We start from the raw sequence: 20796 nt of genomic DNA, 5'->3' as shown, positions 1-20796 counted from the left end.
ATATTCCGGAACCATTCAAGGCGGCAGTGCCTTGAAGCAGACGACAGGGTCCGGTGCAGGCTTACAAGGGACGCGACGTGGACGAACGGGACGACTGGCACCTGACCGAGGCGCTGCATCATGAACACGGACGCGGCGATCCCTTCGCGGCCGCGGTGCGCGCGACGCGCATGCCGATGATCATCACCAACCCCAGCCTGCCCGACAATCCCATCGTCTTTGCCAACGACGCGTTCCAGCGTCTGACCGGGTACGACCGCGACGAGCTGATGGGCCGCAACTGCCGGTTCCTGCAGGGGTCGCAGACAGATCAGGACACGATCCGCCGCCTGCGCGAGGCGGTCGAGAACGGGACCGACATCTCGGTCGATATTTTGAACTATCGCAAGGACGGGACGTCGTTCTGGAACGCGCTGTATCTCAGCCCGGTGCGCGACGATGCGGGCCGTATCCGGTTCTTCTTTGCCTCGCAGCTGGACGTCACCGACCGGATCGACGTGCAGTCCCGCATGGCGCGCGAGAAATCGCGGGTCGAGGCCGAGGTGACCCGCCGCGTCGCCGAACTGCGCGATTCGCTGGATGCACAGCGTTTGCTGCTGCACGAGGTCGATCACCGCGTGAAGAACAACATGACCATGATCGGGTCGATCCTGCGCCTGCAGCTGCGCGAGGCGGCGGACAGCGACACGGCCGACATGCTGCGCGCGATGATGACCCGGATCGATGCCTTGGCCACGGTGCATCGCCATCTGTACCAGTCCGACGACGTCACGCGGTTCGACATCGGATCCTATGCCGTCAACCTTGCCTCCGACCTGACGCAAAGCCGCGCCGATTGCGACATCCGCATCCGCGCCGATCTGGGCCGGGCCGAGGTGCCTGCGGGGCAGGCGGCGGCGATCGGGCTGATCGTGAACGAAATCCTGGCCCACATGATCCGCCCCGAAAACGTCGCGGAGGGCCAGGTCTTCGACATCTCGTCGCGGACGACGCCCGCGCGGGTCGAGCTGTCCATCGGCTTCGGACCTCCGGGCCACGGGGACGCCGAGGCCGATCCGGTCTATTCGCCGTCCGGGGTGAACGAACAGATCATCTCTCGGCTTGCCGCACAGACACGAACGCGCGTGGCCTGGTCCAGGACCGATCATGGGTCGATCCAGGTCAGCGTCGTCATCGACAAGGAAATTCCATGAACCGCCCCAAGGCGCCGCTGTCGATCCTCGTGGTCGAGGATGAGTTCATCATCGCGATGGACATCGAGATGATGATCGAGGATGCCGGCCATCAGGTGCTGGCCGTGGCATCGTCACTGCAGGACGTGATGGCCCTGCCCACGGACAAGGCCCCGGACGTCGCGCTGGTCGACATGCAGCTGGCACGCGGCAGCACCGGCCTGCAGGTCAACAGCGCCATCCAGAAGCAGTGGCCCGACACCATCGTGGTCTTTGTCACGGCCAACCCGAAGAAGATCCCCGACGATTTCGACGGCGCGCATGGCGTCATCGCCAAGCCGTTCTCATCAGCGGGCTTCGTCGCTGCGCTGAAATATCTGGAGGAGGGCGTGTGCGATCCGCCCCCCGTGTCGCCCGAACCCGGCAGCTTCGTGGCCTCGCCCGCCTTCGCCGCGCAATGGGGCGTCAGTCCAGGGGAGCGGTGATCACCACCCGCAGACCGGGCGCATTCGTGTCCGACTGCAGCTTGCCGCCCAGCTGCTCGACCAGCGACGCGACCATCCGCATGCCAAAACCGGTGCCCTTGATGGACCCGTCCGACCCCACGCCGTTGTCGGTCACGGACAACAGCATCCCGTTGCGCGTCTGCGACAGCACGACCGACACCGGGCCGGGCTGGCCCTCATAGGCGTACTTGATGGCATTCGCGACGATCTCGTTGGTCAGCAGGCCGATGCTGACTGCACGATCCGCTGATACCAGGATGGGCGCGAATTCGGTCTGGATCGCGTCGGCCCAAGCCGGGTCCAGCGACGATTTCATGTCGCGCAGCAAGTCGTCCAGATAGATCGCCAAGTCCACGATCTGGGCGCTGTCGTCCTGATAAAGGCGGCGATGGACCAGGCTGACGGCCGACAGTCGGCTTTGCGCCTCGTCCAGCTGGGTGCGGACCAGGGGATCGGCGCCCCGGCCCTGCATGCGCAGGAAGGATGCCACCAAGGCCAGGCTGTTCTGGACGCGGTGGTTGACCTCGCGCAGCAGGAATTCCTTTTGCTGGATCAGGCTCTCGTTCTCGCGCAGCGTGATGGACAGCTCGGCGTTCAGCCGGCGGATGCGCCGCGAGCTGCGCGCCTCCAGCATCAGGCGAACCAGGCGGCTGGCGGCTTCGACCTCGGCGGCGGTCCAGGGGCGCGACTTGCCGCGCACTTCGTCGGACCAGGCCGCAAAGGATGCGCGCGGCTCCAGCGTGGCCCCGGGGACCGTGGGGACGTCCTTGTGCGGGTTGCCGGCCCAAGTCACGACCTGCAGCTTTTCGGCGCGGAACCACATCAGGATTGTCGGCACCTCGGTCGACATGGTGACCGACAGCATGCCGCTGGCGACGTCGCGATAGGCCGCCGCCGCAGGGATGACGCGTTCTAGGTCGGAACTGACAAAGGGTGTGATCGCCGCAGACTGGCGCACATGGTCGGCCAGATGGCGCAGCGCCGCCGGATCGGGGCAGCTGCCCGACGAGAACAGCTCGCTGCCCTGAACGGCGGCAAAGCCGTCGGCGCCCACCAGCTCGGCCAGCGGTCCCGCGGATTGCGCGAAGAACTGGTCCAGCTGGTCGTCAGGACCAAGACGGGCCAGCACGGTATCCTCGTGCGCGCGCAGGCGGATGCGTTCGCGATACAGCACCGTCTCCTCGCGCAGGCGGATCTGGCGGGCCAGGCTGTCGGCCAGGGACTGGCAGGCCAGGCGCGTGGCCAGTGACAGGTCGCGCGGTTCGGGGTGGTGACAGGCGACAAGACCCCACAGCGCCCCGTCCTTGATGATCGACATCGACGCCGATGCACCCACCCCCATGTTGCGCAGATAATGCAGGTGCACCGGAGAGACGCTGCGCAGCATCGAATCGCTGAGGTCGATGGCCTCGATCCCGGGAACGCTGCCGGTGATCGGCTGGACCGGGGCATGCACGTCGGCAATGACCCGCACGCGGTTACGCACGTAAAGGACGCGCGCCTGGCGCGGAATGTCGGATGCCGGGAAATGGTGGTTCATGAACGTGCCCATGCCCTTGGCACGGCTTTCGCCCACCACGGCCCCGGCCTCGTCGTCGATGAAGCGATAGATCATCACCCGCGCGTGGCCGGTCAGCTTGCGGAACACGCCCGCCGCGTTCCGCATCAGGTCGGGCAGGGACGACGCCCGTTCCAGCACCGCGTCCAGCGCCTGCATCCGGCCCAGGAAACGTGCATCCAGCGGCGGTTGATCCAGCGCGGGCAGCATCTCGATCACGACATGCCCGCCGCTGCGATAGGCCAGCAGGTCCCAGGATGCCCCCTCGATCATCACGGGTGCCAGGGGAACGGGACCGATATCGGGCAGATCGTCGATCGCATTGCGCAGCACACCGCCAAGCGCCTGCGACAGGGTCTGGCCGATCAGGTCGCGCGTCAGGCCGTCGGCACGTCCCGCGGCGCCGACGATCCGGCCATCGCCCGGGTCGAAGATCAGAAGGTGGCCATGCGCCTGGATCGATCCGGGAACATGGATCGGTTCGCGGTCGCAGGCAGTCAGATCACGGGCATCGGCAGGGTTGGGCAGGGCTGTGGACATTTCGGATTTCTAAGGCGGACCATGTCAGCCGTCCAATTGCTTTTCGTTTACCGTTGCGTAAATGCGGTCATGGCGGTCTGGAACACCGCCCGTGCGGCCTTGACCGCCCGCGCGGGGTCCGGGTCCGCGGCATGAAGCCAGTCCAGAAACCGCCGCCACCGGCGCGGATCGCCCGTCTGCAGCGCCAGGTGCGATGCGCCGTGGCCCGCGGTGTACCCCAGGGCCGCCGCCCTGCGCGCAATCAGCGCCGCACCGATGGTCGATCCTTCGACCACATACAGCGCACCCGCGACGGACGCGGCGTCGGGCAGGGCAGGCGGGGCCACCGGGGTCGGGCGCCCTGCGCCAAGGTCCGCCAGATCGCGCGCCGTCGCATCCGACAGCATCACCGGCCGCCAGCCGATCCGGGCCGAGCCGGCCTCCAGCAGCGGATCGATGGCGCTGCGAAACGCGTGGCTGCCGCGCAGATAGGCCAGATAGGCCGCCGGGCTGTCCAGCGCGCCCACCTGCGCGTCCAGCGTGGCGTGCAGATCGCCGGTGCCGTCGCGAAGGACGCTGCGCAGAACATGCTGGGTCACCGGGGCCTCGGGCGGGTTGGGGCGGCGCGGGACCGCAATCCGGGGCGCCCTAGCAGATCGGCGGGGCAGGGGCCAGCGGCGGCGGTGCTGGCAAACCGCGGCACCATCCCTATGATGGCGGCACAGGCGCGCCCCCGGGCGACGCGATCACCGACGGAGGCGGAATGAACCAGGACCAGGCACAGGCGCTGTTGCGCGACATGTTCGATGCGGCGGTGGGCGCCGCCGATCCCGCGCAGGTGCTGGCCGATCACCTGCCGCCCAAGCCGCAGGGCCGCTGCATCGTGGTGGGCGCGGGCAAGTCCGCCGCCGCCATGGCCGCCGCGCTGGAGGCGGCCTGGCCCGATGTCGACCTGTCCGGCATCGTGGTCACGCGGGATGGGCACCAGGTTCCGACGCGGCGCATCACCGTGTGCCAGGCGTCCCACCCGGTGCCTGACGCGGCGTCGCAGGATGCCGCCGAACGAATTCTGGCTGCGGCCAAGGCGGCGGGCCCGGACGACTTGGTGCTGGCGCTGATCTCGGGCGGGGGGTCGGCGCTGATGGCGGCACCCCGCGCGCCGCTGACGCTGGAAGACAAGATCGTGGTCAACCGCCTGCTGCTGCGGTCGGGCCTGACGATCGAGGACATGAACCGCGTCCGCCGGCGCCTGTCGGCGATCAAGGGCGGGCGGCTGGCGCAGGCGGCCGCGCACGCACGGCTGGTGACGCTGGCGATTTCCGACGTTCCGGGCGACGATCCGGCGGCCATCGCGTCCGGTCCGACGGTGCCGGACCCCACCGCCGGACAGGACCTGTCCTGGCTGGTCGACCGGCTAGGCCCCGACCTGCCGCAGGCGGCGCGTGATCTGCTGATGGCGCCGCCGCAGCCCGCCGCGGCCTTCGACGCCGATTACCGCCTGATCGCCACGCCGCAGATGTCGTTGCTGGCGGCCGCCCGCGTGGCGGAACGGGCCGGGGTGACGCCCGTCCTCTTGGGCGACGCGCTGGAGGGAGAGGCCGCGCAGCTGGGCATCGCCATGGCCGGCATCGCCCGCGCCACCGCCGCCCATGGCACCCCCGCCACGGCCCCCGCGGTCCTGCTGTCGGGCGGAGAGACTACCGTGACCATCGGTCTGGGCGATCCCGGCCGCGGCGGGCGCAACACCGAGTTTCTTCTGTCCCTGGCCGTGGCGCTGCGCGGGCAGCCGGGCATCCACGCGCTTGCCGCGGACACCGACGGCATCGATGGGACCGAGGACGCGGCAGGCGCCATCATCGGCCCCGATCTGCCGCAGCGGGTCGCGGAGCTGGGCCTGGACATGCGCGCGGCCTTGGCGGGGCATGACAGCTACAGCCTGTTCGACGCGACGGACAGCCTGATCCGCACCGGGCCGACGCTGACCAACGTCAACGATTTCCGGGCGGTGCTGGTGGTACCGGCCGGCTAGGCCAGGATGCCCGGCTGGTCGATGCGCAGCCGTTCCAGGATGTGTTCGATATGGCTCAGATGGTCGCGCAGGGCGCCTGCGGCGGCCTCGGGGTCGCGGGCGCGCAGGGCGGTCAGGATATCCCGATGCTCGATGAAGGCGGTCGAGGCGCCGTAGGACAGCGACAGAAAGCGCGCGCGGTCCATATGGCCCTTGTTGTCGCGCACCAGGTTCCAGACGAATTCCTTGCCCGCCGCCGCGCAGATGTCGCGGTGGAACTGGTCGTCCAGGGCATGGAAATCGCTGCGCCGGTCCTCCCGGCTGGCGGCCTCCTGCAGGTCGATCAGGCGTTCCAGGCCGTCCCAGTCCGACGGCTGCAACGTCAGCGCCGCGACCCGCATGGTCGCCTGTTCCAGCGCGCTGCGGATGAAATAGGCCTGCATCACCGCCTCGGTCGAGATCGGGGTGACGGTGGTCGCGCGCTGCGGGCGGATCTGAATGAAGCCTAGTTGCGACAGCCGATAGAAGGCGTCGCGCACCGGTTGGCGCGACACACCCATCCGGGCCGCGACCTCGGCCTCGGACAGCTTTGCGCCGGGGGGCAGGTCCAGCCCGACGACCCGTGCATAGAGATGCTCGAAGATCTGGTCGGTGACGGTGCGGGGGCGCAGATCCTGCAGCGGTGGCAAGCTGTCCAGTTCCTGAACCGACATGATCATCCCCGCGTTGACCGAACCTGTAAACTAGCATATTAGACGACTAGCGGAATGGCAAGTGAGTCGGAGGGGGATCACATGACACTGCTGGACGACGACCGCCTGTTCCCGACCTATGGCCGCGCCCGCGATCTGGCCCGCGCGCTGTACGAACAGGTGCGCGACCTGCCGATCGTCAGCCCGCATGGCCATACCGATCCGCGCTGGTTCGCGGAGAACGAGGCATTCCCCGACCCCGCGCAGCTGTTCGTGACGCCCGATCACTACGTGTTCCGCATGCTGTGTTCGCAGGGGGTGGCGCTGACCGACCTGGGGGTGCCCCGCGCCGATGGCGGGCCGACCGAAACGGATGGCCGGACCATCTGGCGGCTGTTCGCGCGGCATTATCCGCTGTTTCGCGGCACGCCGTCGCGCCTGTGGCTGGACCACAGCTTCCAGCACGTCTTCGGCATCGACCGCCGCCTGTCCGAACACACGGCCGACTGGTATTACGATCACATCGCCGATTGCCTGGCCCGGCCCGAATTCCGGCCCCGCGCGCTGTTCGACCGTTTCAACATCGAGGCGATCGCCACGACCGAGGCCGCGACCGACGATCTGCGCTGGCATCGGATGATCCGCGACAGCGACTGGGGGGGCAGGGTCATCACCGCCTATCGTCCGGACGGCGTGATCGACCCCGAGATGGCCGGGTTCGCCGACAATGTCGCGCTGATGGGCCAGCAGACCGGGTTCGACACCGCGACCTGGGACGGATACCTGGACGCGCATCGGGCGCGTCGGGCGTTCTTCATCGACCACGGGGCGACGTCCAGCGACCATGGCCACGCCTCGGCCCGCACCGAGGATCTGCCCCGCGACCAGGCCGCTGCGCTGTTCGCCAAGGCCCTGCGCGGCACCTGCACCGCAGAGGAGGCCGACGCGTTCCGCGGCCACATGCTGACCGAGATGGCGCGCATGAGCCTTGACGACGGGCTGGTCCTGCAGATCCACCCCGGGTCGCGCCGCAACCATTCCGACGACGTGCTGGCGATGTTCGGCCGCGACAAGGGCTTCGACATCCCTGGCCGCACCGATTACGTGACCGCGCTGCGGCCGCTGCTGAATGCGGTGGGCATGGACCCGCGCCTGACGGTGATCCTGTTCACGCTGGACGAGACCGCCTATGCCCGCGAACTGGCACCGATGGCCGGGGTCTGGCCCTGCCTGCGGCTGGGTCCGGCCTGGTGGTTCCATGACAGCCCCGAAGGGATGCGCCGCTTTCGCGAGATGACCACGGAAACGGCGGGGTTCTACAACACCGTGGGGTTCAACGACGACACGCGCGCTTTCTGTTCGATCCCGGCCCGTCACGACGTGGCGCGCAGGGTCGATTGCGCCTGGCTGGCCGACCTGGTCGCATCGGGACGTCTGGAGGAGGACGAGGCCCCCGAGGTGGCGCGCGACCTGACCTATGGCCTGGCCAAGCGGGCCTACAAGCTTTGAGCATCTGTATCTGGGAGGATAACATGAAACTGCTGATGACAACCCTGGCGGGCCTGCTGGCCTCGGCCAGCTTCGCCACCGCCTGCGAGATCACGCTGCGGTCGTCCGATACCCATCCCGACGGCTATCCGACGGTCGAGGGTGTCAAGGCCATGGCCGAGGAGGTCCGCGAGAAGACCGACGGCCGCATCTGCATCGAGGTGTTCCCGTCGTCCCAGCTGGGCGAGGAGAAGGACACGATCGAGCAGACCCAGTTCGGCGTCATCGACATGGTCCGCGCCAGCTTCGGGTCGTTCAACGACATCGTGCCGGTCACCCAGATCATGTCGCTGCCCTATCTGTTCACGTCCGTCGAGCACAGCCACGCGGTCCTGGACGGTCCCATCGGCGAGGAGATCGCCGCCGCGTTCGAAGAGCGCGATCTGGTGGCGCTGGCCTGGTACGACGGCGGCGCGCGCAGCTTCTACAACTCGCAGCGGCCGATCCAGTCGATCGCCGACCTCGAGGGGATGAAGTTCCGCGTCATGCAGAACGACGTGTTCGTCGACATGATGGACGCGCTTGGCGCCAACGCCACGCCGATGCCCTATGGAGAGGTCTATTCCAGCATCCAGACCGGCGTGATCGACGGGGCCGAGAACAACTTTCCCAGTTATGACAGCTCGGGCCACGCCGAGGTCGCCAAGTACTTCACCCTGGACGAGCACCTGATCGTTCCCGAACTGGTCGCGATGTCCAAGACCAGCTGGGACAAGCTGACCCCCGAGGATCAGGCGATCCTACGCGAGGCGGCGCAGAATTCCTCGACCCTGCAGCGCGAGCTGTGGGCGGCGCAGGAACAGGAATCGCTGGACAAAGTGACCGCCGCCGGTGCCGAGGTCATCACCGAGATCGACAAGACTCCGTTCATCGAGGCGATGGTGCCCGTCTACGACAAGTACGTGACCACCCCCGAGAACAAGGACCTGGTCGAACGCATCCGCGCGACCCAGTGACATCACGCCGCCCGCGGACCTCGCGGGCGGCCTTTTCTTTTCCGGGGGATGCGCGATGCGCGAGGGGATGATCAGATTTGCCACGCTGACCGGCGCGGTCGCGCAGGCGGCCTTGTGGCTGGCGGGAATCGGGCTGGTCCTGATGACCGCCTTTGTCTTTGCGCAGGTGTTCTTCCGTTACGTGATGGGGTCCAGCCTGTTCTGGGCCGAACCGGCCGCCGTCATGCTGATGGGCTGGTTCATCTTCCTGGGCGCCGCCGTGGGGGTCAAGGAAGGCTATCACCTGTCCTTCGACGTCGGCCTAATGGTCGTGCCGGAAAGCTGGCGGCCGTGGTTCCACAGCCTGTCCGACGTGGTCGTGACGGCCTTCGGCTTCGGCATGGCGTGGTTCGGCTGGCAGTTGGCGGCGCGCGCGGCCAGCGGCGTAGTGCCGGGCATCGGCATTTCCCGCCTGTGGGATTTCGCGCCGCTGATCGGGGGCGGCATCCTGCTGATGCTGTTTTCGATCGAACGCATCCTGCGCCGCGCGGCGGGGCTGAAGACGATGCGCTTTGGTGACATGGACGATGCCGCGGACGGCGTCGTCGACGGCGCGCCGGGTGCGGTGCGCGCCGATGACCTTCTGGACGGCAAGGCTGCGCGCCCCCGCGAAAGGACTTGAAATCATGGAATTGTGGATCCTGTTCGGCAGCTTCGTGACGCTGCTGATGATCGGCACGCCGGTGGCCTTCTGCCTGGGCGTGGCCAGCTTTCTGACCGTCCTCTATATGGGACTGCCGCCGGTGGTGGTGTTCCAGCGCCTGAACAGTGGCATTTCGGTCTTTGCGCTGATCGCCATCCCGTTCTTCATCTTCGCGGGAGACCTGATGGTGCGGGGCGACATCGCCCGGCGCCTGGTGGCGCTGGCCGGTGCGATGGTCGGGCACATGCGCGGCGGGCTGGGCCAGGTCAACATCATGGCCTCGCTGATGTTCGGCGGCGTGTCCGGGTCGGCCGCGGCCGACGCCAGCGCAGTGGGCGGCCTGATGGTCCCCCAGATGAAGGCGCGCGGTTACGACGTCGATTACGCTGTGAACATCACGGTCGTCAGTTCCATCATCGCGCTGATGATCCCGCCCAGCCACAACATGATCATCTATTCCATCGCCGCCGGGGGCCGTCTGTCCATCGCAGACCTGTTCACCGCCGGCATCATTCCGGGCCTGCTGCTGGCGGTATCGCTGATGGTCACCGCCTGGTGGGTCGCGCGCCGGAAGGGTTATCCGACCGAGCCGTTCCCGGGCCTGCGGATGCTGGGCGCGCTGTTCGTGTCCGCCATGCCCGGCTTGATCCTGATCGCGATCATCTTCGGGGGCGTGCGGTCGGGCTGGTTCACGGCGTCCGAGTCCTCGAACGTGGCGGTGGTCTATGCGCTGCTGGTGACGGCCCTGGTCTATCGCAGCCTGCCCTGGTCCGAATTCGTCGAGGCGACCAAGGGCGCGGTGCGCACCACCGCCATGGTGCTGCTGGTGATCGGTTGCGCGGCCTGCTTCGGCTGGCTGCTGGCCTATCTGCGCGTGCCGACACAGCTGGTCGAGATCCTGCAGAGCGTGTCCAGCAACCCCATCGTGATCCTGCTGATGATCAACATCGTCCTTCTGATCCTGGGGACGTTCATGGACATGTCGCCGCTGATCGTCATCACAACGCCGATCTTTCTGCCGGTCGCCACCGCCTTCGGCGTCGATCCGGTGCATTTCGGGGTCATCATGATCCTGAACCTGGGGATCGGCCTGTGCACGCCGCCCGTCGGCGCGGTGCTGTTCGTGGGCTGCGCGGTGGGCCGCATCAGCATCTGGCAGGCGATGCGCACGATCTGGCCGTTCTACGGCGCGGCCTTCGCCACGCTGATGCTGGTCACCTATGTCCCGGCGCTGTCGCTGTGGCTGCCCTCCGTGTTCCGCTGATGAAGGTGTCGCCATGACCGATCCCGTCCGCACCGTCCTGGCCCATGCGCCGGACCTGATGGTTGTCCGCTTCGCCTTTGCGGCGGGCGACCGGGGCGCGCTGCACAGCCATCCGCATGTGCAGTCGACCTATGTCCAGTCGGGCCGCTACCGCTTCACCATCGACGGCCAACCGTCCGAGGTCGGGCCCGGCGATGCCTTCATCATTCCCTCGGGCGCCGAACACGGCTGCCTGTGCCTGGAGGAGGGCGTGCTGATCGACAGCTTCACCCCCCGCCGCGACGATTTTCTGTGAAAGGACCCCTGATGACCCATGTCGAAACCCGCCACGCGATCCACCCGGACCACGCCCGCGGCATGGACACCGCCCAGCTGCGGCAGCATTTCCTGGTCGAGGGTCTGTTCGCCGCCGGTCAGATCCGCCTGACCTATACGCATTACGACCGCTTTGTGGTTGGGGGCGCGGTCCCGGACGGGGCGCCCCTGACCCTGGACGCCATCGACGAAACCCGCACGCCCAGCTTTCTGGACCGCCGCGAGATGGGCATCGTCAATATTGGCGGGCCGGGCCGGGTGGAGGCCGCGGGGCAGGGCTGGGACATGGCCAATGGCGACGTGCTGTATCTGGGCATGGGCGCGGGGGCGGTGACGTTTTCGGGCGGGGGGCGGTTCTACATCACCTCGGCGCCCGCCCATCGCGCGCTGCCGCATCGGCTGATCACCGTCGATCAGGCCAAGAAGGTCGAGATGGGCGCGACCGCGACCTCGAACAAGCGCGTCATCAAGCAGTTCATCCATCCGCTGGTCATGGAAAGCTGCCAGCTGGTGCTGGGCTATACCTCGCTGCAGGAAGGGTCGGTCTGGAACACCATTCCCGCCCATGTCCATGACCGCCGGATGGAGGCATACCTTTATCACGGCATGGCGCCGGAATCGCGGGTCCTGCACCTGATGGGCGAACCGCAAGAGACGCGCCACCTGTTCGTGGCCAACGAACAGGCGGTGCTGTCGCCGACCTGGTCGATCCATTCCGGCGCGGGCATCGGTGAATACACCTTCATCTGGGCGATGGCGGGGGACAATGTCGATTACACCGACATGGACTTCATCCAGCCGGAGGACCTGCGGTGACCCCCTTTTCCCTCGAGGGACGCACAGCCCTGGTCACCGGCGCGAATACCGGCATCGGTCAGGCCATCGCCGTGGCCTTGGCGCAGGCCGGGGCGGACGTGATCGCCAGCGGCCGGCGCGACTGCGCCGAGACGGTGGCGATGATGGGCCAGGTGTCTGACAAGGCGGGGCGGTCGCTGACCCTGGATTTCGCCGATCCGATGGCGGCGCGCGACGTCTTTGCGGACCAGCCCATCGACATCCTGGTGAACAATGCGGGCATCATCCGCCGCGACGATGCGGTCGATTTCACCGAGGCCGATTGGGACGCGGTGATGGACGTGAATGCCAAGGCGCTGTTCTTTACCTGCCAGGCCTTTGCGCGCGCCGCCCTGCCACGGGGAAGGGGCAAGATCATCAACATCGCGTCGCTGCTGTCCTTTCAGGGCGGCATCCGGGTGCCGTCCTATACCGCGTCGAAGCATGGCGTGGCGGGGCTGACCAAGCTGATGGCCAACGAATGGGCCGGGCGCGGCCTGAACGTCAACGCCATCGCCCCGGGCTATATCGAGACGAACAACACGCAGGCACTGCGCGCCGATCCCGACCGCAGCCGCGCCATCCTGGAGCGCATCCCCGCCGGCCGGTGGGGCCGCCCCGAGGATATCGCCCAGACCGCCGTGTTCCTGGCCGCGCCCGCGTCCGATTACGTCAACGGCGCGATCCTCAACGTCGATGGAGGCTGGCTTGCCCGCTAGGTTGCACCATACCCCGTCCGCCGAACCCGCGGGCATCGTTCATCTGGGCCTGGGTGCGTTCTTTCGTGCGCATGGCGCAATCTATGTCGAACAAGCCATGGCAGCTTCGGGCGGTGACTGGGGGATCGTCGGCGTGTCGCTGCAATCGCCCGGCACGCGCGACCGGCTGGCCCCGCAGGGCTGGGCCTATACCGCGCTGCAGCTGGGACCGGAGGGAGAGACCGCGCAGGTCGTCACCGTGCTGCGCGACGTTCTGGTCGCGCCTGAAAACCCCCAGGCCGTGCTGGACGCGATGACCGCACCCGCGGTGCGGATCGTCAGCCTGACGGTCACCGAAAAGGGCTATTGCCATGAGCCTTCCACGGGACGGCTGAACGCCGATCACCCCGACATTCGCCATGATCTGGACAATCCGCTGCCCAGATCGGCGCCGGGTTTTCTGGTCCGGGCCCTGCAGGCGCGTCGCGGGGCCGGTATCCCGCCCTTCACCGTGCTGTGCTGCGACAACCTGCCGGAAAACGGCCATGTCGTGCGTGGCGTCGTGCTGGACCTGGCGCGGCTGATCGACCCCGATCTGGCCGCCTGGATCGAGGCGCAAGGGGCCTTCCCTTCGACCATGGTCGACCGCATCGTTCCGGCCACCACGCCCGCCGATCTGGACCGGGTCGAGACCCTGACGGGCCGGCGCGACGAGGCCCCGGTGATGCACGAACCCTTCCGCCAATGGGTGGTCGAGGACCGGTTCTGCAACGGTCGCCCGGACCTGGGCGCGGTCGGCGTGCAGCTGGTCGACGACGTGACGCCGTTCGAGCACATGAAGCTGCGGATGCTGAACGGCACCCATTCCAGCTTGGCCTATCTGGGCTATCTGGCCGGGCACCAGACCATCGCCGACACGATGGCCGACCCGGTGATGGCGCAATTCGTCGACCGTCTGTGGCGGTCCGAGATCATCCCGGCGCTGACGCCGCCGCCGGGCACCGACCTTGCAGCCTATGCCGACGCGCTGGCGGCGCGCTATGCCAATCCGGCGATCCGTCACCGGACCTGGCAGATCGCCATGGACGGCAGCCAGAAACTGCCGCAGCGCATCCTTGGCACCATCGCCGAAGGCCGCGCCGCCGGGCGGCCCGTACCGGGGCTGACCTTGGCCGTGGCGGCCTGGATGCGCTATGCCTCGGGGCGCGACGAGACGGGTGGAACGATCGAGGTCAAAGACCCGCTGGCCCCGCAGATGGCCGCGCTGTGGCGCGACGATCCGGCGGCGACGGTCGACGGGTTCCTGGCCCTGTCGCAGGTCTTTCCCGCCGTGCTGCGCGACGACACGGGGTTCCGCGCGGAGCTGACCGATGCGCTGACGAAGCTGGTGCGTGATGGCGCGCGGGTCGCCGCAAGTGGCTGAACCGCTGGTCCTGAACCCGTCGGACACCGTCGCCATCCTGACCACGCGCGGCGTGGCGCCTGCCGGACACAAGATCGCCCGCGCGGACATCGCGCGGGGGGCGGCGGTGGTGAAGTACGGGCAGGTCATCGGTTATGCCACCTGCGACATCGTGGCGGGCGACCATGTTCACAGCCACAACCTGGCCTTTGGCGATCACGACCGCGACCAGACTCCCGGCGCCGGGCTTGCCGCCGCGCGGACGGCTCTTGACCGGCATCGCGGGCCGGAGATGCAGTTTCAGGGCTATCACCGCGACGGCGGACAGGTCGGCACGCGCAACTTCGTGGCGCTGGTGGCGACGGTCAACTGTTCGGCGACGGTCATCCGCCGCGCCGCCGACGAATTGCAGGCCGAGGGCGCGCTGGCCGATTATCCGAATGTTGACGGGGTGGTGGCCTTTGCCCACGGATCGGGCTGCGGGATGGCCGACAGCGGTCCGGGGTGGATCGCGCTGCAGCGGGTGCTGACCGGGCATGCCGGGCACCCGAACGTCGGGGCCGCGCTGTTCGTAGGGCTGGGCTGCGAGGTGATGCAGATCGCCCGCATGAAGCAGGAGCTGGGACAGGCCGCGCGGTTTCACGGGCTGACGATCCAGGACAACGGCGGCACCCGCGCGACCATCGACGCCATCAAGTCCCGCGTCCGCTAGATGCTGCCGCAGGTCAATGCAGTGACGCGCGCACCCGCCCCGGCATCGGCCCTGCGGATCGGGCTGCAATGCGGCGGGTCGGACGGATTTTCGGGCATCACGGCCAACCCGGCACTTGGGGTGGCCTGCGATATCCTGGCCGCGCAGGGTGCATCGGTCGTGCTGTCCGAGACGCCCGAGATCCACGGCGCGGAACGCCTGCTGCTGGACCGCGCCGCCGACCCGGCATTGGCCGACCGGCTGCTGGCCCGCCTGCGCTGGTGGGAGGGGTATGCCGCGATGAACGGCGCCTCGCTGGACAACAATCCCAGCCCCGGCAACAAGGCGGGCGGGCTGACGACGATCCTTGAGAAATCCCTGGGCGCGGTGGCCAAGGCGGGCGCCACGCCGCTGAACGCCGTGCTGGATTATGCCGAACCCATCACCGCGCCGGGCCTGAACTTCATGGACACGCCGGGTTACGACCCGGTCTCGGCCACGGGTCAGATCGCCGGGGGGGCGCAGCTGATCGTGTTCACCACCGGGCGCGGATCGGCCTTCGGGTCGAAACCCGCGCCGACCCTCAAGCTGGCGACGAACGATGCCCTGTTCGCCGCAATGCGCGACGACATGGATCTGAACTGCGGCGACGTGCTGTCCGGTGTCAGCCTTGACGACAAGGGCCGCCAGATCGTCGATCTGATCCTGCGCACCGCCTCGGGCCAGGTCACCCGAAGCGAGGCCCTGGGCCTGGGCGACCACGAGTTCCTGCCCTGGCAGATCGGCGCGGTGCTGTAGTCAGCGCCGCGCGTCCTGAACCGCCTGCCGGATCAAGGCGCCCGGATGGCGGATCACCTGTCGGCCAAGCGCGTGCCCGGCCCGGATGGCACCGGCGCAATCGGCCCCCTGTCAGCCGTGCCGCCAGATAGCCCGCATTGAAGCTGTCGCCCGCGGCGGTGCTGTCGACCGGGGGCTCGACGCTGAGATCGTCGATGTGGCCCGCACCATCGCGCCCGCCGAACCGGATCGGCCCACCGCCATTCTTGACCACCACCTGGCCCGCGCCCAGGGCCAGATAGCGGTCCAGCGTCGCCTGCGGATCGGCATCGCCGAACAGCGCGGCCTCGTCGTCGAAGCTGGGCAGGACCAGATCCGCGCGGCCGGCAGCGTCCTGCGTGACCGCACGCATGGTGTCCACGTCGGCCCACAGTCGCGGGCGCAGGTTGGTGTCGAAGACGACCGTGGTGCCGGCCTGCCGCGCCCGGTCCAGCGCCTGAATCAGGCCGATGCGTCCCTGCGGGGGCAGGATCGCCAGCGTGATCCCCGATAGATAGGCCATTGCGCAGCCCTGAAGGGCGGCGTGCAGCAGGGTCGGGTCGTCGGCCAGCCGCCGCGCCGCGGACGTGTCGCGCCAGTAGGAGAAGCTGCGTTCCCCGTTCGTCAGGCTGATCGCATAGAGGCCGATCTCGGCATCGGGCTGACGGCTGACATGGGCAGTGCCCAGCCCTTCGGCCCGCAGGAACTCGACCATCCGGGTCGAAAAGTCGCCCGTGCCGACCCGCGTCAGATAGTCGACCTGCCAGGCGTCGTCCAACAGGCGGCGCAGATACCAGGCCGTGTTCAGCGTGTCGCCGGCAAAGCCCATCCGCCACAGGTCCGGATCTGGGGCGCGCGACATCTCGACCATGGCCTCGCCGATGGACAGGATGCGGATGGGGTCGGCTTGCGGCATGTTTTGGGATCTTTCAGTCGGTGAAATAGTCGGGATGCGCCGCGGCCATCTGCGGCAGTTCGGTCAGCATCTGGCGCAGATGCGTGCGGATGGCATCTTCGGCGCCATCGGCGTCGCCGGCCTGCAGCGCGGTCAGGACGGCACGGTGCTGGGCGATGGTCTGGCTGCGGTCGAAGACGCGCATCGACAGGTGCCGCAGGCGGTTCATCTGGGCCTTGAGCCGTTCCAGATCCTGCCAGACGGCGCCCTGATCCGCCGCCAAGGCCATGGCGCGGTGGAACCGGTCGTCCGATTCGATGAACCCCGGCACGTCGCCTTCGACATCGCACCTTTCCTGCACGGTCAGTTCGGCGGCCATCGCGGTCAGGTCGGGGCGGGTGGCGGCCACATGGCGGGCCAGGTCGCTTTTCCACCGCCTCGCGGATGAAGCGCGCCGACAGGACCGCCCGCATCGAGATGCGCCCGATATAGGTGCCCCGTTGGGGCAGCACCTCGGCCAAGCCATCGGCGGCAAGCCGGATGAAGGCCTCGCGCACGGGTTGGCGCGACAGGTTGACCTGGGCCGCGATCTCGGTCTCCGACAGGCGCGTGCCCGGCAGCAGGTCGCCGCGCAGGACGCAGCGGTACAACCAGTCATGGACCTGCTGAGCGGTCGTGGCAGCGCGGATCGGAATCATGTAAGGCCTTTTTCCGTAAATTTATACCATACTTCCATACCAGTAAAGAGCATCGGTCGGTCGATAGCATTTTAGAAAGGATTCGCTGCCAGAATGGCGCGGCGGGCGTCAAGATGACGCGACACCGCAACCCCGACCAACCCTGTCGAAGGCAGTCCCATGAAGATCGCAGCCCTCTTCCTTTTGCTTGCGCTGGCGGGTCCGGCGCTGGCCGACGATCCGTTGCTGACCGTGGTCGGCCCGGACGGCACGCAGACCTATGACCAGGCGGCGCTTCAGGCGTTTGGGCGGTCAGCTTTGCCACCTCGACCATCTGGACGGAGGGGCAGCCGACCTTCACCGGGGTCCCGCTGCAGACGATCCTGACCGATGCAGGCATCGATGAGGGCACGGTCTCGGCCGTGGCGATCAACGATTACGCGGTGCAGATTCCCGTGGACGAGGTGACGGCGGATTATCCCATCGTCGCGTTCCAGCAGAACGGGCAGGCGATGTCCGTGCGCGACAAGGGGCCGCTCTGGGTGATCTATCCCTATGACTCCGATCCTGCACTGCAGTCCGAGGTGACCTATGCCCGCAGCATCTGGCAGCTGGTCCGGATCGAGGTCGTGCGGTGATCAACGCAGTGGGCACCGACCTGCATCCCCGCGCATCGCGCGGGCGGTCAGGATGATGCCCGCCTTCTTCGGTTGCGTGATCCTGGCCCTGGGGCTGGTCGTCTGGCTGCTGCAGGTCGATGCGCGCCGTCAGATCGACGAGATGGGGACCGCCGCCACGGACAACACCCAATGGTTCCTGGCCCAGTCCGAGGTCGAGGTTCTGGCCCTGCAGCGTGCCGCGTTGCTGCTGGCCGCGCCGAGTGCCGGCGCGGATCAGGCACGGGATCTGCGGCAGCGGTTCGACATCTTCTATTCGCGCATCCAGACGCTGCAGCAGGGGCGGACCTATGACCACCTGCGCGCGGAACCCGGCATCTCGACCGCGCTGCAGGAGATCCAGTCCGGGCTGGACGCCGCCGTGCCGGTGATCGACGGCGATGACGCGGGACTGATCGCGGGTCTGCCCCGGATCATGCCCATCGTCGACGCCGCCGTGCCCCTGGTCAGGCAGGTGTCGCTGGAGGGGGTGCGGCTGTTCGCCGAGAAATCCGCGCTGCGCCGCGAAGGCGTGGCCCGCGCATTGACCACCCTGTCGCTGCTGGTCGTTCCGCTGTTCATGGTGCTGGCGGGCAGCGTCGTGGTCCTGGCCGCGATGGTGCGCAGCGCAGGCGAACGAAACCGCCGCATCGCCGCGGTCAGCAATCGCCTGAATTCGCTGTTCGAGGCGTCGATCGACGCAATCCTGGTGGCGCGCCCCGATGGGCGGATCCTGGGCTTCAACGCCGCAGCACAGCGCATCTACGGGTATGACCGAGCCGAGGCCGTGGGCGCCGACGTCGTCGACCTGCTGACCCCGCACGACCGGCGTGCCAAGGTGCGCGAGGTTCTGGCCCGGGTCCGTGACGGCACCACCCGCCCGCGCGCCGGCGGACCCGATATCATGCAGACCGCCGCCCGGCACAAGTCGGGCCGGATCATCCCCGTCGAACTGTCCATGTCGGTCGCCCGAGGAGAGGACGGACCGCTGGTGGTCGCCTTCGTGCGCGACGTATCCCGACGCGCGGCCGAGGAGGCCGAACTGATCGAGGCCCGTGACCGCGCCGTCGCGGGCGAACAGGCCAAGACGCGCATGATCGCCGTGATGAGCCATGAGATGCGGACCCCCCTGAACGGCATTCTGGGCTTGCTGGACCTGCTGAGCCTGACCGAACTGGACAACCGCCAGCGACAGTACGTCGCCGCGATGGAGCATTCCGGCCGCATGTTGCTGGGGCATGTCAACGATGTGCTGGACACCTCGCGGGCGCGCAGCGGTCAGTTGGTTCTGGCCCGGAACCCGGTCGACCTGCGCAGCTTGGTCGATTCGGCAATCCTGGGTCTGCAGACGCAGGCACAGGCGGCGGGCAACCAATTGATGGCGGTATATTCCGGCGACGATATGGCGCCGGTCCTGGGCGATGCGGCGCGGCTGGAACAGATCGTCGTGAACCTGGTCGGCAACGCCATCAAGTTCACCGAGAACGGACATATCACCGTGCTGGTCGATACGTCGGGGCCGCCGGGACACGTCACGTTGCGCGTGACCGATACGGGTATTGGCATCCCCGCAGGCGATCTTGACAGGATCTTCGATGCGTTCGTCACGTTGGGTTCGACCTTCGACCGCAAGGTCGAGGGGACGGGACTTGGCCTCAGCATCGTCAAGGGCCTGGTCGATGCCATGGGCGGAAAGATCACGGTCTCCAGCCAGCCGGGCAGGGGGACCGCGTTCCGGATCACGCTGCCCCTGGAGCCTGCGCCCGTTGCGCCCGACACGGTGCCCCAGCAGGCGGTGGCCAGTCCGGACTGTCCCGGCCTCAGCATTCTGATGGTCGAGGACAACGCCATCAACCGTCTGGTTGCCCGCGAGATGCTGCGCCGCCAAGGATGCGACGTGACCGAGGCCGAGGATGGCCTTGCCGGCGTCGCCGCCGCCCAACAGCGCCGGTTCGACCTGATCCTGATGGATATCAGCATGCCCCGCATGAACGGCATCGACGCGGCCCGGCGCATTCGCGCGGGTGACGGCCCCCAACCGCGACTGCCCCATCGTGGCCCTGACGGCCCATGCCATGCCAGAGGATCTGGCAAGCTTTCGTCAGGCCGGGATGGACCGATCGCTGGTCAAGCCGCTCAGCCGGGCGGCGCTCAACGCGCTGTTGCAGGCGGTGCGTCCCGCGGGTCCGTTGCCGCAGGCGTGATCGGCCGCGTGCCCCTGCATCTGTTGCAGAATCTCCGGGGTGGGCCGCCAACCTTGCGGCGGGGGCTTGGGGGAAGGCACGCGCGGGGCTATTGTCGCTGAAAAGGCCAATACAAGCACGAGGCAGCAGCATGTCCACGAATCGTCCCTTCGGCGACCGAAGAACTTTCCTTCAAGGTCTTGCGGCGACGGGCGTCCTGATCCCCGCCATGGCCTATGGCCAGGAAAACCCGGGACCGCAGCGCAACCAGTCGTCGTTCCGCGCGCGGCATTGGCAGGATTTCTATCCGTCCTTGGGCAAGGGGGTTCTGTTGGCCGACGTGACCTCGCGTGCGGTGCATTTCTGGTCGGGTGACGAAAGCGTGCATTTCGTCTTTCCCTGCGCGATCCCGATGACAGACGAACTGACCCGCCGCGGCCAGACCGAGATCGTGCGTAAGGTCGCCAACCCGCCCTGGACGCCCACGCCCAGCATGCGCGTCAAGGATCCGACCCTGCCGCAGCGGGTCGAGGGGGGCGCGCCCGAAAACCCGTTGGGCAAGTTCGGCCTGTACCTGGGCTGGCCGGCCTATCTGGTCCACGGCACCCATGACACGCGCAAGATCGGGCGGCGGTCGTCGTCGGGCTGCTATGGCCTCTATAACGAGCATGTCGAAAAGCTGTATGCGGTCGCAGAGATCGGCACACAGGTGACGGTGTTCTGA

Annotated in this window: 21 protein-coding genes and 1 pseudogene; 16 read left to right on the top strand and 6 right to left on the bottom strand. The window is 67.8% G+C overall.

All coding sequences use genetic code 11. The features are described from left to right. The first annotated feature begins 77 nt into the window (after positions 1–77). Positions 78–1193 carry a PAS domain-containing protein gene (locus F1642_RS04850; RefSeq protein ID WP_194885616.1) on the top strand — a complete coding sequence of 372 codons (1116 nt, stop codon included), beginning with the start codon at positions 78–80 and terminating at the stop codon, positions 1191–1193. Then, entirely contained in the window at positions 1190–1657 is a 468-nt protein-coding gene (locus F1642_RS04845; RefSeq protein ID WP_127898753.1) for a response regulator, read from the top strand. Before F1642_RS04850 ends, F1642_RS04845 begins: the two co-directional genes overlap by 4 nt. On the opposite strand, the gene F1642_RS04840 is transcribed toward F1642_RS04845, so the two are convergent. Both F1642_RS04840 and F1642_RS04835 read right to left on the bottom strand, forming a co-directional pair. Then, on the bottom strand, positions 1638–3776 hold the full coding sequence (locus tag F1642_RS04840) for a histidine kinase dimerization/phosphoacceptor domain -containing protein (RefSeq protein ID WP_194885615.1): 2139 nt from the start codon (positions 3774–3776) through the stop codon (positions 1638–1640). The two genes, F1642_RS04845 and F1642_RS04840, sit on opposite strands and share 20 nt — an antisense overlap. A gap of 47 nt (positions 3777–3823) precedes the next feature. Continuing rightward, a complete protein-coding gene (locus F1642_RS04835; RefSeq protein WP_194885614.1) occupies positions 3824–4354 on the bottom strand; it encodes a biliverdin-producing heme oxygenase in 531 nt (176 codons plus the stop codon). Positions 4355–4518: 164 nt separating this feature from the next. Between F1642_RS04835 and F1642_RS04830 the strand changes: the two genes are divergently transcribed. Beyond that, positions 4519–5784, top strand: coding sequence for a glycerate kinase (locus F1642_RS04830; protein WP_194885613.1), 1266 nt, complete (start codon positions 4519–4521; stop codon positions 5782–5784). Here F1642_RS04830 and F1642_RS04825 read toward each other — a convergent pair. Then, a complete protein-coding gene (locus F1642_RS04825) occupies positions 5781–6476 on the bottom strand; it encodes a GntR family transcriptional regulator (protein WP_194885612.1) in 696 nt (231 codons plus the stop codon). The genes F1642_RS04830 and F1642_RS04825 overlap by 4 nt on opposite strands. 81 nt (positions 6477–6557) lie before the next feature. Here F1642_RS04825 and uxaC point away from each other — a divergent pair, with 81 nt between their 5' ends. The 10 genes from uxaC (at position 6558) to F1642_RS16345 (ending at position 15643) form a co-directional block, all read left to right on the top strand. Then, positions 6558–7964 (top strand): glucuronate isomerase, encoded by a 1407-nt coding sequence (gene uxaC, locus F1642_RS04820; protein WP_194885611.1) that lies wholly within the window; start codon positions 6558–6560, stop codon positions 7962–7964. 23 nt (positions 7965–7987) lie between these two features. Continuing rightward, the gene (locus F1642_RS04815) at positions 7988–8959 is read left to right on the top strand and encodes a TRAP transporter substrate-binding protein (RefSeq protein WP_045981674.1); all 972 of its coding nucleotides are present in this window, start codon (positions 7988–7990) and stop codon (positions 8957–8959) included. Positions 8960–9026: 67 nt separating this feature from the next. Then, on the top strand, positions 9027–9620 hold the full coding sequence (locus F1642_RS04810; protein WP_239441287.1) for a TRAP transporter small permease: 594 nt from the start codon (positions 9027–9029) through the stop codon (positions 9618–9620). A gap of 4 nt (positions 9621–9624) precedes the next feature. Then, entirely contained in the window at positions 9625–10905 is a 1281-nt protein-coding gene (locus tag F1642_RS04805) for a TRAP transporter large permease (RefSeq protein WP_045998951.1), read from the top strand. 13 nt (positions 10906–10918) lie between these two features. After that, positions 10919–11200: a cupin domain-containing protein gene (locus tag F1642_RS04800; RefSeq protein WP_194885610.1), complete on the top strand. Its 282-nt coding sequence runs from the start codon at positions 10919–10921 to the stop codon at positions 11198–11200. A gap of 11 nt (positions 11201–11211) precedes the next feature. Then, positions 11212–12036, top strand: a complete 825-nt coding sequence (kduI, locus tag F1642_RS04795; RefSeq protein WP_127898745.1) for a 5-dehydro-4-deoxy-D-glucuronate isomerase — start codon at positions 11212–11214, stop codon at positions 12034–12036. Continuing rightward, the gene (kduD, locus tag F1642_RS04790; RefSeq protein WP_045998954.1) at positions 12033–12773 is read left to right on the top strand and encodes a 2-dehydro-3-deoxy-D-gluconate 5-dehydrogenase KduD; all 741 of its coding nucleotides are present in this window, start codon (positions 12033–12035) and stop codon (positions 12771–12773) included. Before kduI ends, kduD begins: the two co-directional genes overlap by 4 nt. Beyond that, on the top strand, positions 12751–14175 hold the full coding sequence (locus tag F1642_RS04785) for a mannitol dehydrogenase family protein (protein WP_194885609.1): 1425 nt from the start codon (positions 12751–12753) through the stop codon (positions 14173–14175). Before kduD ends, F1642_RS04785 begins: the two co-directional genes overlap by 23 nt. Continuing rightward, positions 14168–14866: a UxaA family hydrolase gene (locus F1642_RS16350; protein WP_370582785.1), complete on the top strand. Its 699-nt coding sequence runs from the start codon at positions 14168–14170 to the stop codon at positions 14864–14866. Before F1642_RS04785 ends, F1642_RS16350 begins: the two co-directional genes overlap by 8 nt. A 21-nt stretch (positions 14867–14887) precedes the next feature. After that, positions 14888–15643, top strand: coding sequence for a hypothetical protein (locus F1642_RS16345; RefSeq protein ID WP_370582784.1), 756 nt, complete (start codon positions 14888–14890; stop codon positions 15641–15643). Here the strand turns inward: F1642_RS16345 and F1642_RS04775 are convergent. The 3 genes and pseudogenes from F1642_RS04775 to F1642_RS15415 form a co-directional block, all read right to left on the bottom strand. Next, complete coding sequence (locus F1642_RS04775) at positions 15573–16577, bottom strand: sugar kinase (protein ID WP_370582783.1); 1005 nt, start codon at positions 16575–16577, stop codon at positions 15573–15575. The genes F1642_RS16345 and F1642_RS04775 overlap by 71 nt on opposite strands. Before the next feature lie 13 nt (positions 16578–16590). Further along, a complete protein-coding gene (locus F1642_RS15420; RefSeq protein ID WP_370582782.1) occupies positions 16591–16965 on the bottom strand; it encodes a GntR family transcriptional regulator in 375 nt (124 codons plus the stop codon). A gap of 136 nt (positions 16966–17101) precedes the next feature. Next, positions 17102–17254 (bottom strand): annotated as a pseudogene (locus tag F1642_RS15415) (GntR family transcriptional regulator); the annotation flags it as partial. A 311-nt stretch (positions 17255–17565) separates the two neighbouring features. Here F1642_RS15415 and F1642_RS15410 point away from each other — a divergent pair. The 3 genes from F1642_RS15410 to F1642_RS04755 are packed head-to-tail and all read left to right on the top strand — an operon-like array spanning position 17566 to position 20796. Beyond that, complete coding sequence (locus F1642_RS15410) at positions 17566–17871, top strand: molybdopterin-dependent oxidoreductase (RefSeq protein WP_370582804.1); 306 nt, start codon at positions 17566–17568, stop codon at positions 17869–17871. Between the two features lie 52 nt (positions 17872–17923). Further along, positions 17924–20194 carry an ATP-binding protein gene (locus F1642_RS04760; protein ID WP_194885608.1) on the top strand — a complete coding sequence of 757 codons (2271 nt, stop codon included), beginning with the start codon at positions 17924–17926 and terminating at the stop codon, positions 20192–20194. Positions 20195–20223: 29 nt separating this feature from the next. Continuing rightward, the gene (locus F1642_RS04755) at positions 20224–20796 is read left to right on the top strand and encodes a L,D-transpeptidase (protein ID WP_045981684.1); all 573 of its coding nucleotides are present in this window, start codon (positions 20224–20226) and stop codon (positions 20794–20796) included.

This window comes from Paracoccus sp. NBH48 (genome assembly GCF_015390265.1).
GTDB lineage: Bacteria > Pseudomonadota > Alphaproteobacteria > Rhodobacterales > Rhodobacteraceae > Paracoccus > Paracoccus marcusii.
This window is presented reverse-complemented; position numbering and strand designations above follow the sequence as displayed.

Bases quoted from the DNA above. Each gene is read 5' to 3' on its own strand.
- F1642_RS04845 (WP_127898753.1), top strand. From the start codon at position 1,190: ATGAACCGCCCCAAGGCGCCGCTGTCGATCCTCGTGGTCGAGGATGAG.
- F1642_RS04840 (WP_194885615.1), bottom strand. From the start codon at position 3,776: ATGTCCACAGCCCTGCCCAACCCTGCCGATGCCCGTGATCTGACTGCC.
- F1642_RS04830 (WP_194885613.1), top strand. From the start codon at position 4,519: ATGAACCAGGACCAGGCACAGGCGCTGTTGCGCGACATGTTCGATGCG.
- F1642_RS04825 (WP_194885612.1), bottom strand. From the start codon at position 6,476: ATGTCGGTTCAGGAACTGGACAGCTTGCCACCGCTGCAGGATCTGCGC.
- uxaC (WP_194885611.1), top strand. From the start codon at position 6,558: ATGACACTGCTGGACGACGACCGCCTGTTCCCGACCTATGGCCGCGCC.
- F1642_RS04815 (WP_045981674.1), top strand. From the start codon at position 7,988: ATGAAACTGCTGATGACAACCCTGGCGGGCCTGCTGGCCTCGGCCAGC.
- F1642_RS04810 (WP_239441287.1), top strand. From the start codon at position 9,027: ATGATCAGATTTGCCACGCTGACCGGCGCGGTCGCGCAGGCGGCCTTG.
- F1642_RS04805 (WP_045998951.1), top strand. From the start codon at position 9,625: ATGGAATTGTGGATCCTGTTCGGCAGCTTCGTGACGCTGCTGATGATC.
- F1642_RS04800 (WP_194885610.1), top strand. From the start codon at position 10,919: ATGACCGATCCCGTCCGCACCGTCCTGGCCCATGCGCCGGACCTGATG.
- kduI (WP_127898745.1), top strand. From the start codon at position 11,212: ATGACCCATGTCGAAACCCGCCACGCGATCCACCCGGACCACGCCCGC.
- F1642_RS04785 (WP_194885609.1), top strand. From the start codon at position 12,751: ATGGAGGCTGGCTTGCCCGCTAGGTTGCACCATACCCCGTCCGCCGAA.
- F1642_RS04775 (WP_370582783.1), bottom strand. From the start codon at position 16,577: ATGCCGCAAGCCGACCCCATCCGCATCCTGTCCATCGGCGAGGCCATG.
- F1642_RS04760 (WP_194885608.1), top strand. From the start codon at position 17,924: ATGATGCCCGCCTTCTTCGGTTGCGTGATCCTGGCCCTGGGGCTGGTC.
- F1642_RS04755 (WP_045981684.1), top strand. From the start codon at position 20,224: ATGTCCACGAATCGTCCCTTCGGCGACCGAAGAACTTTCCTTCAAGGT.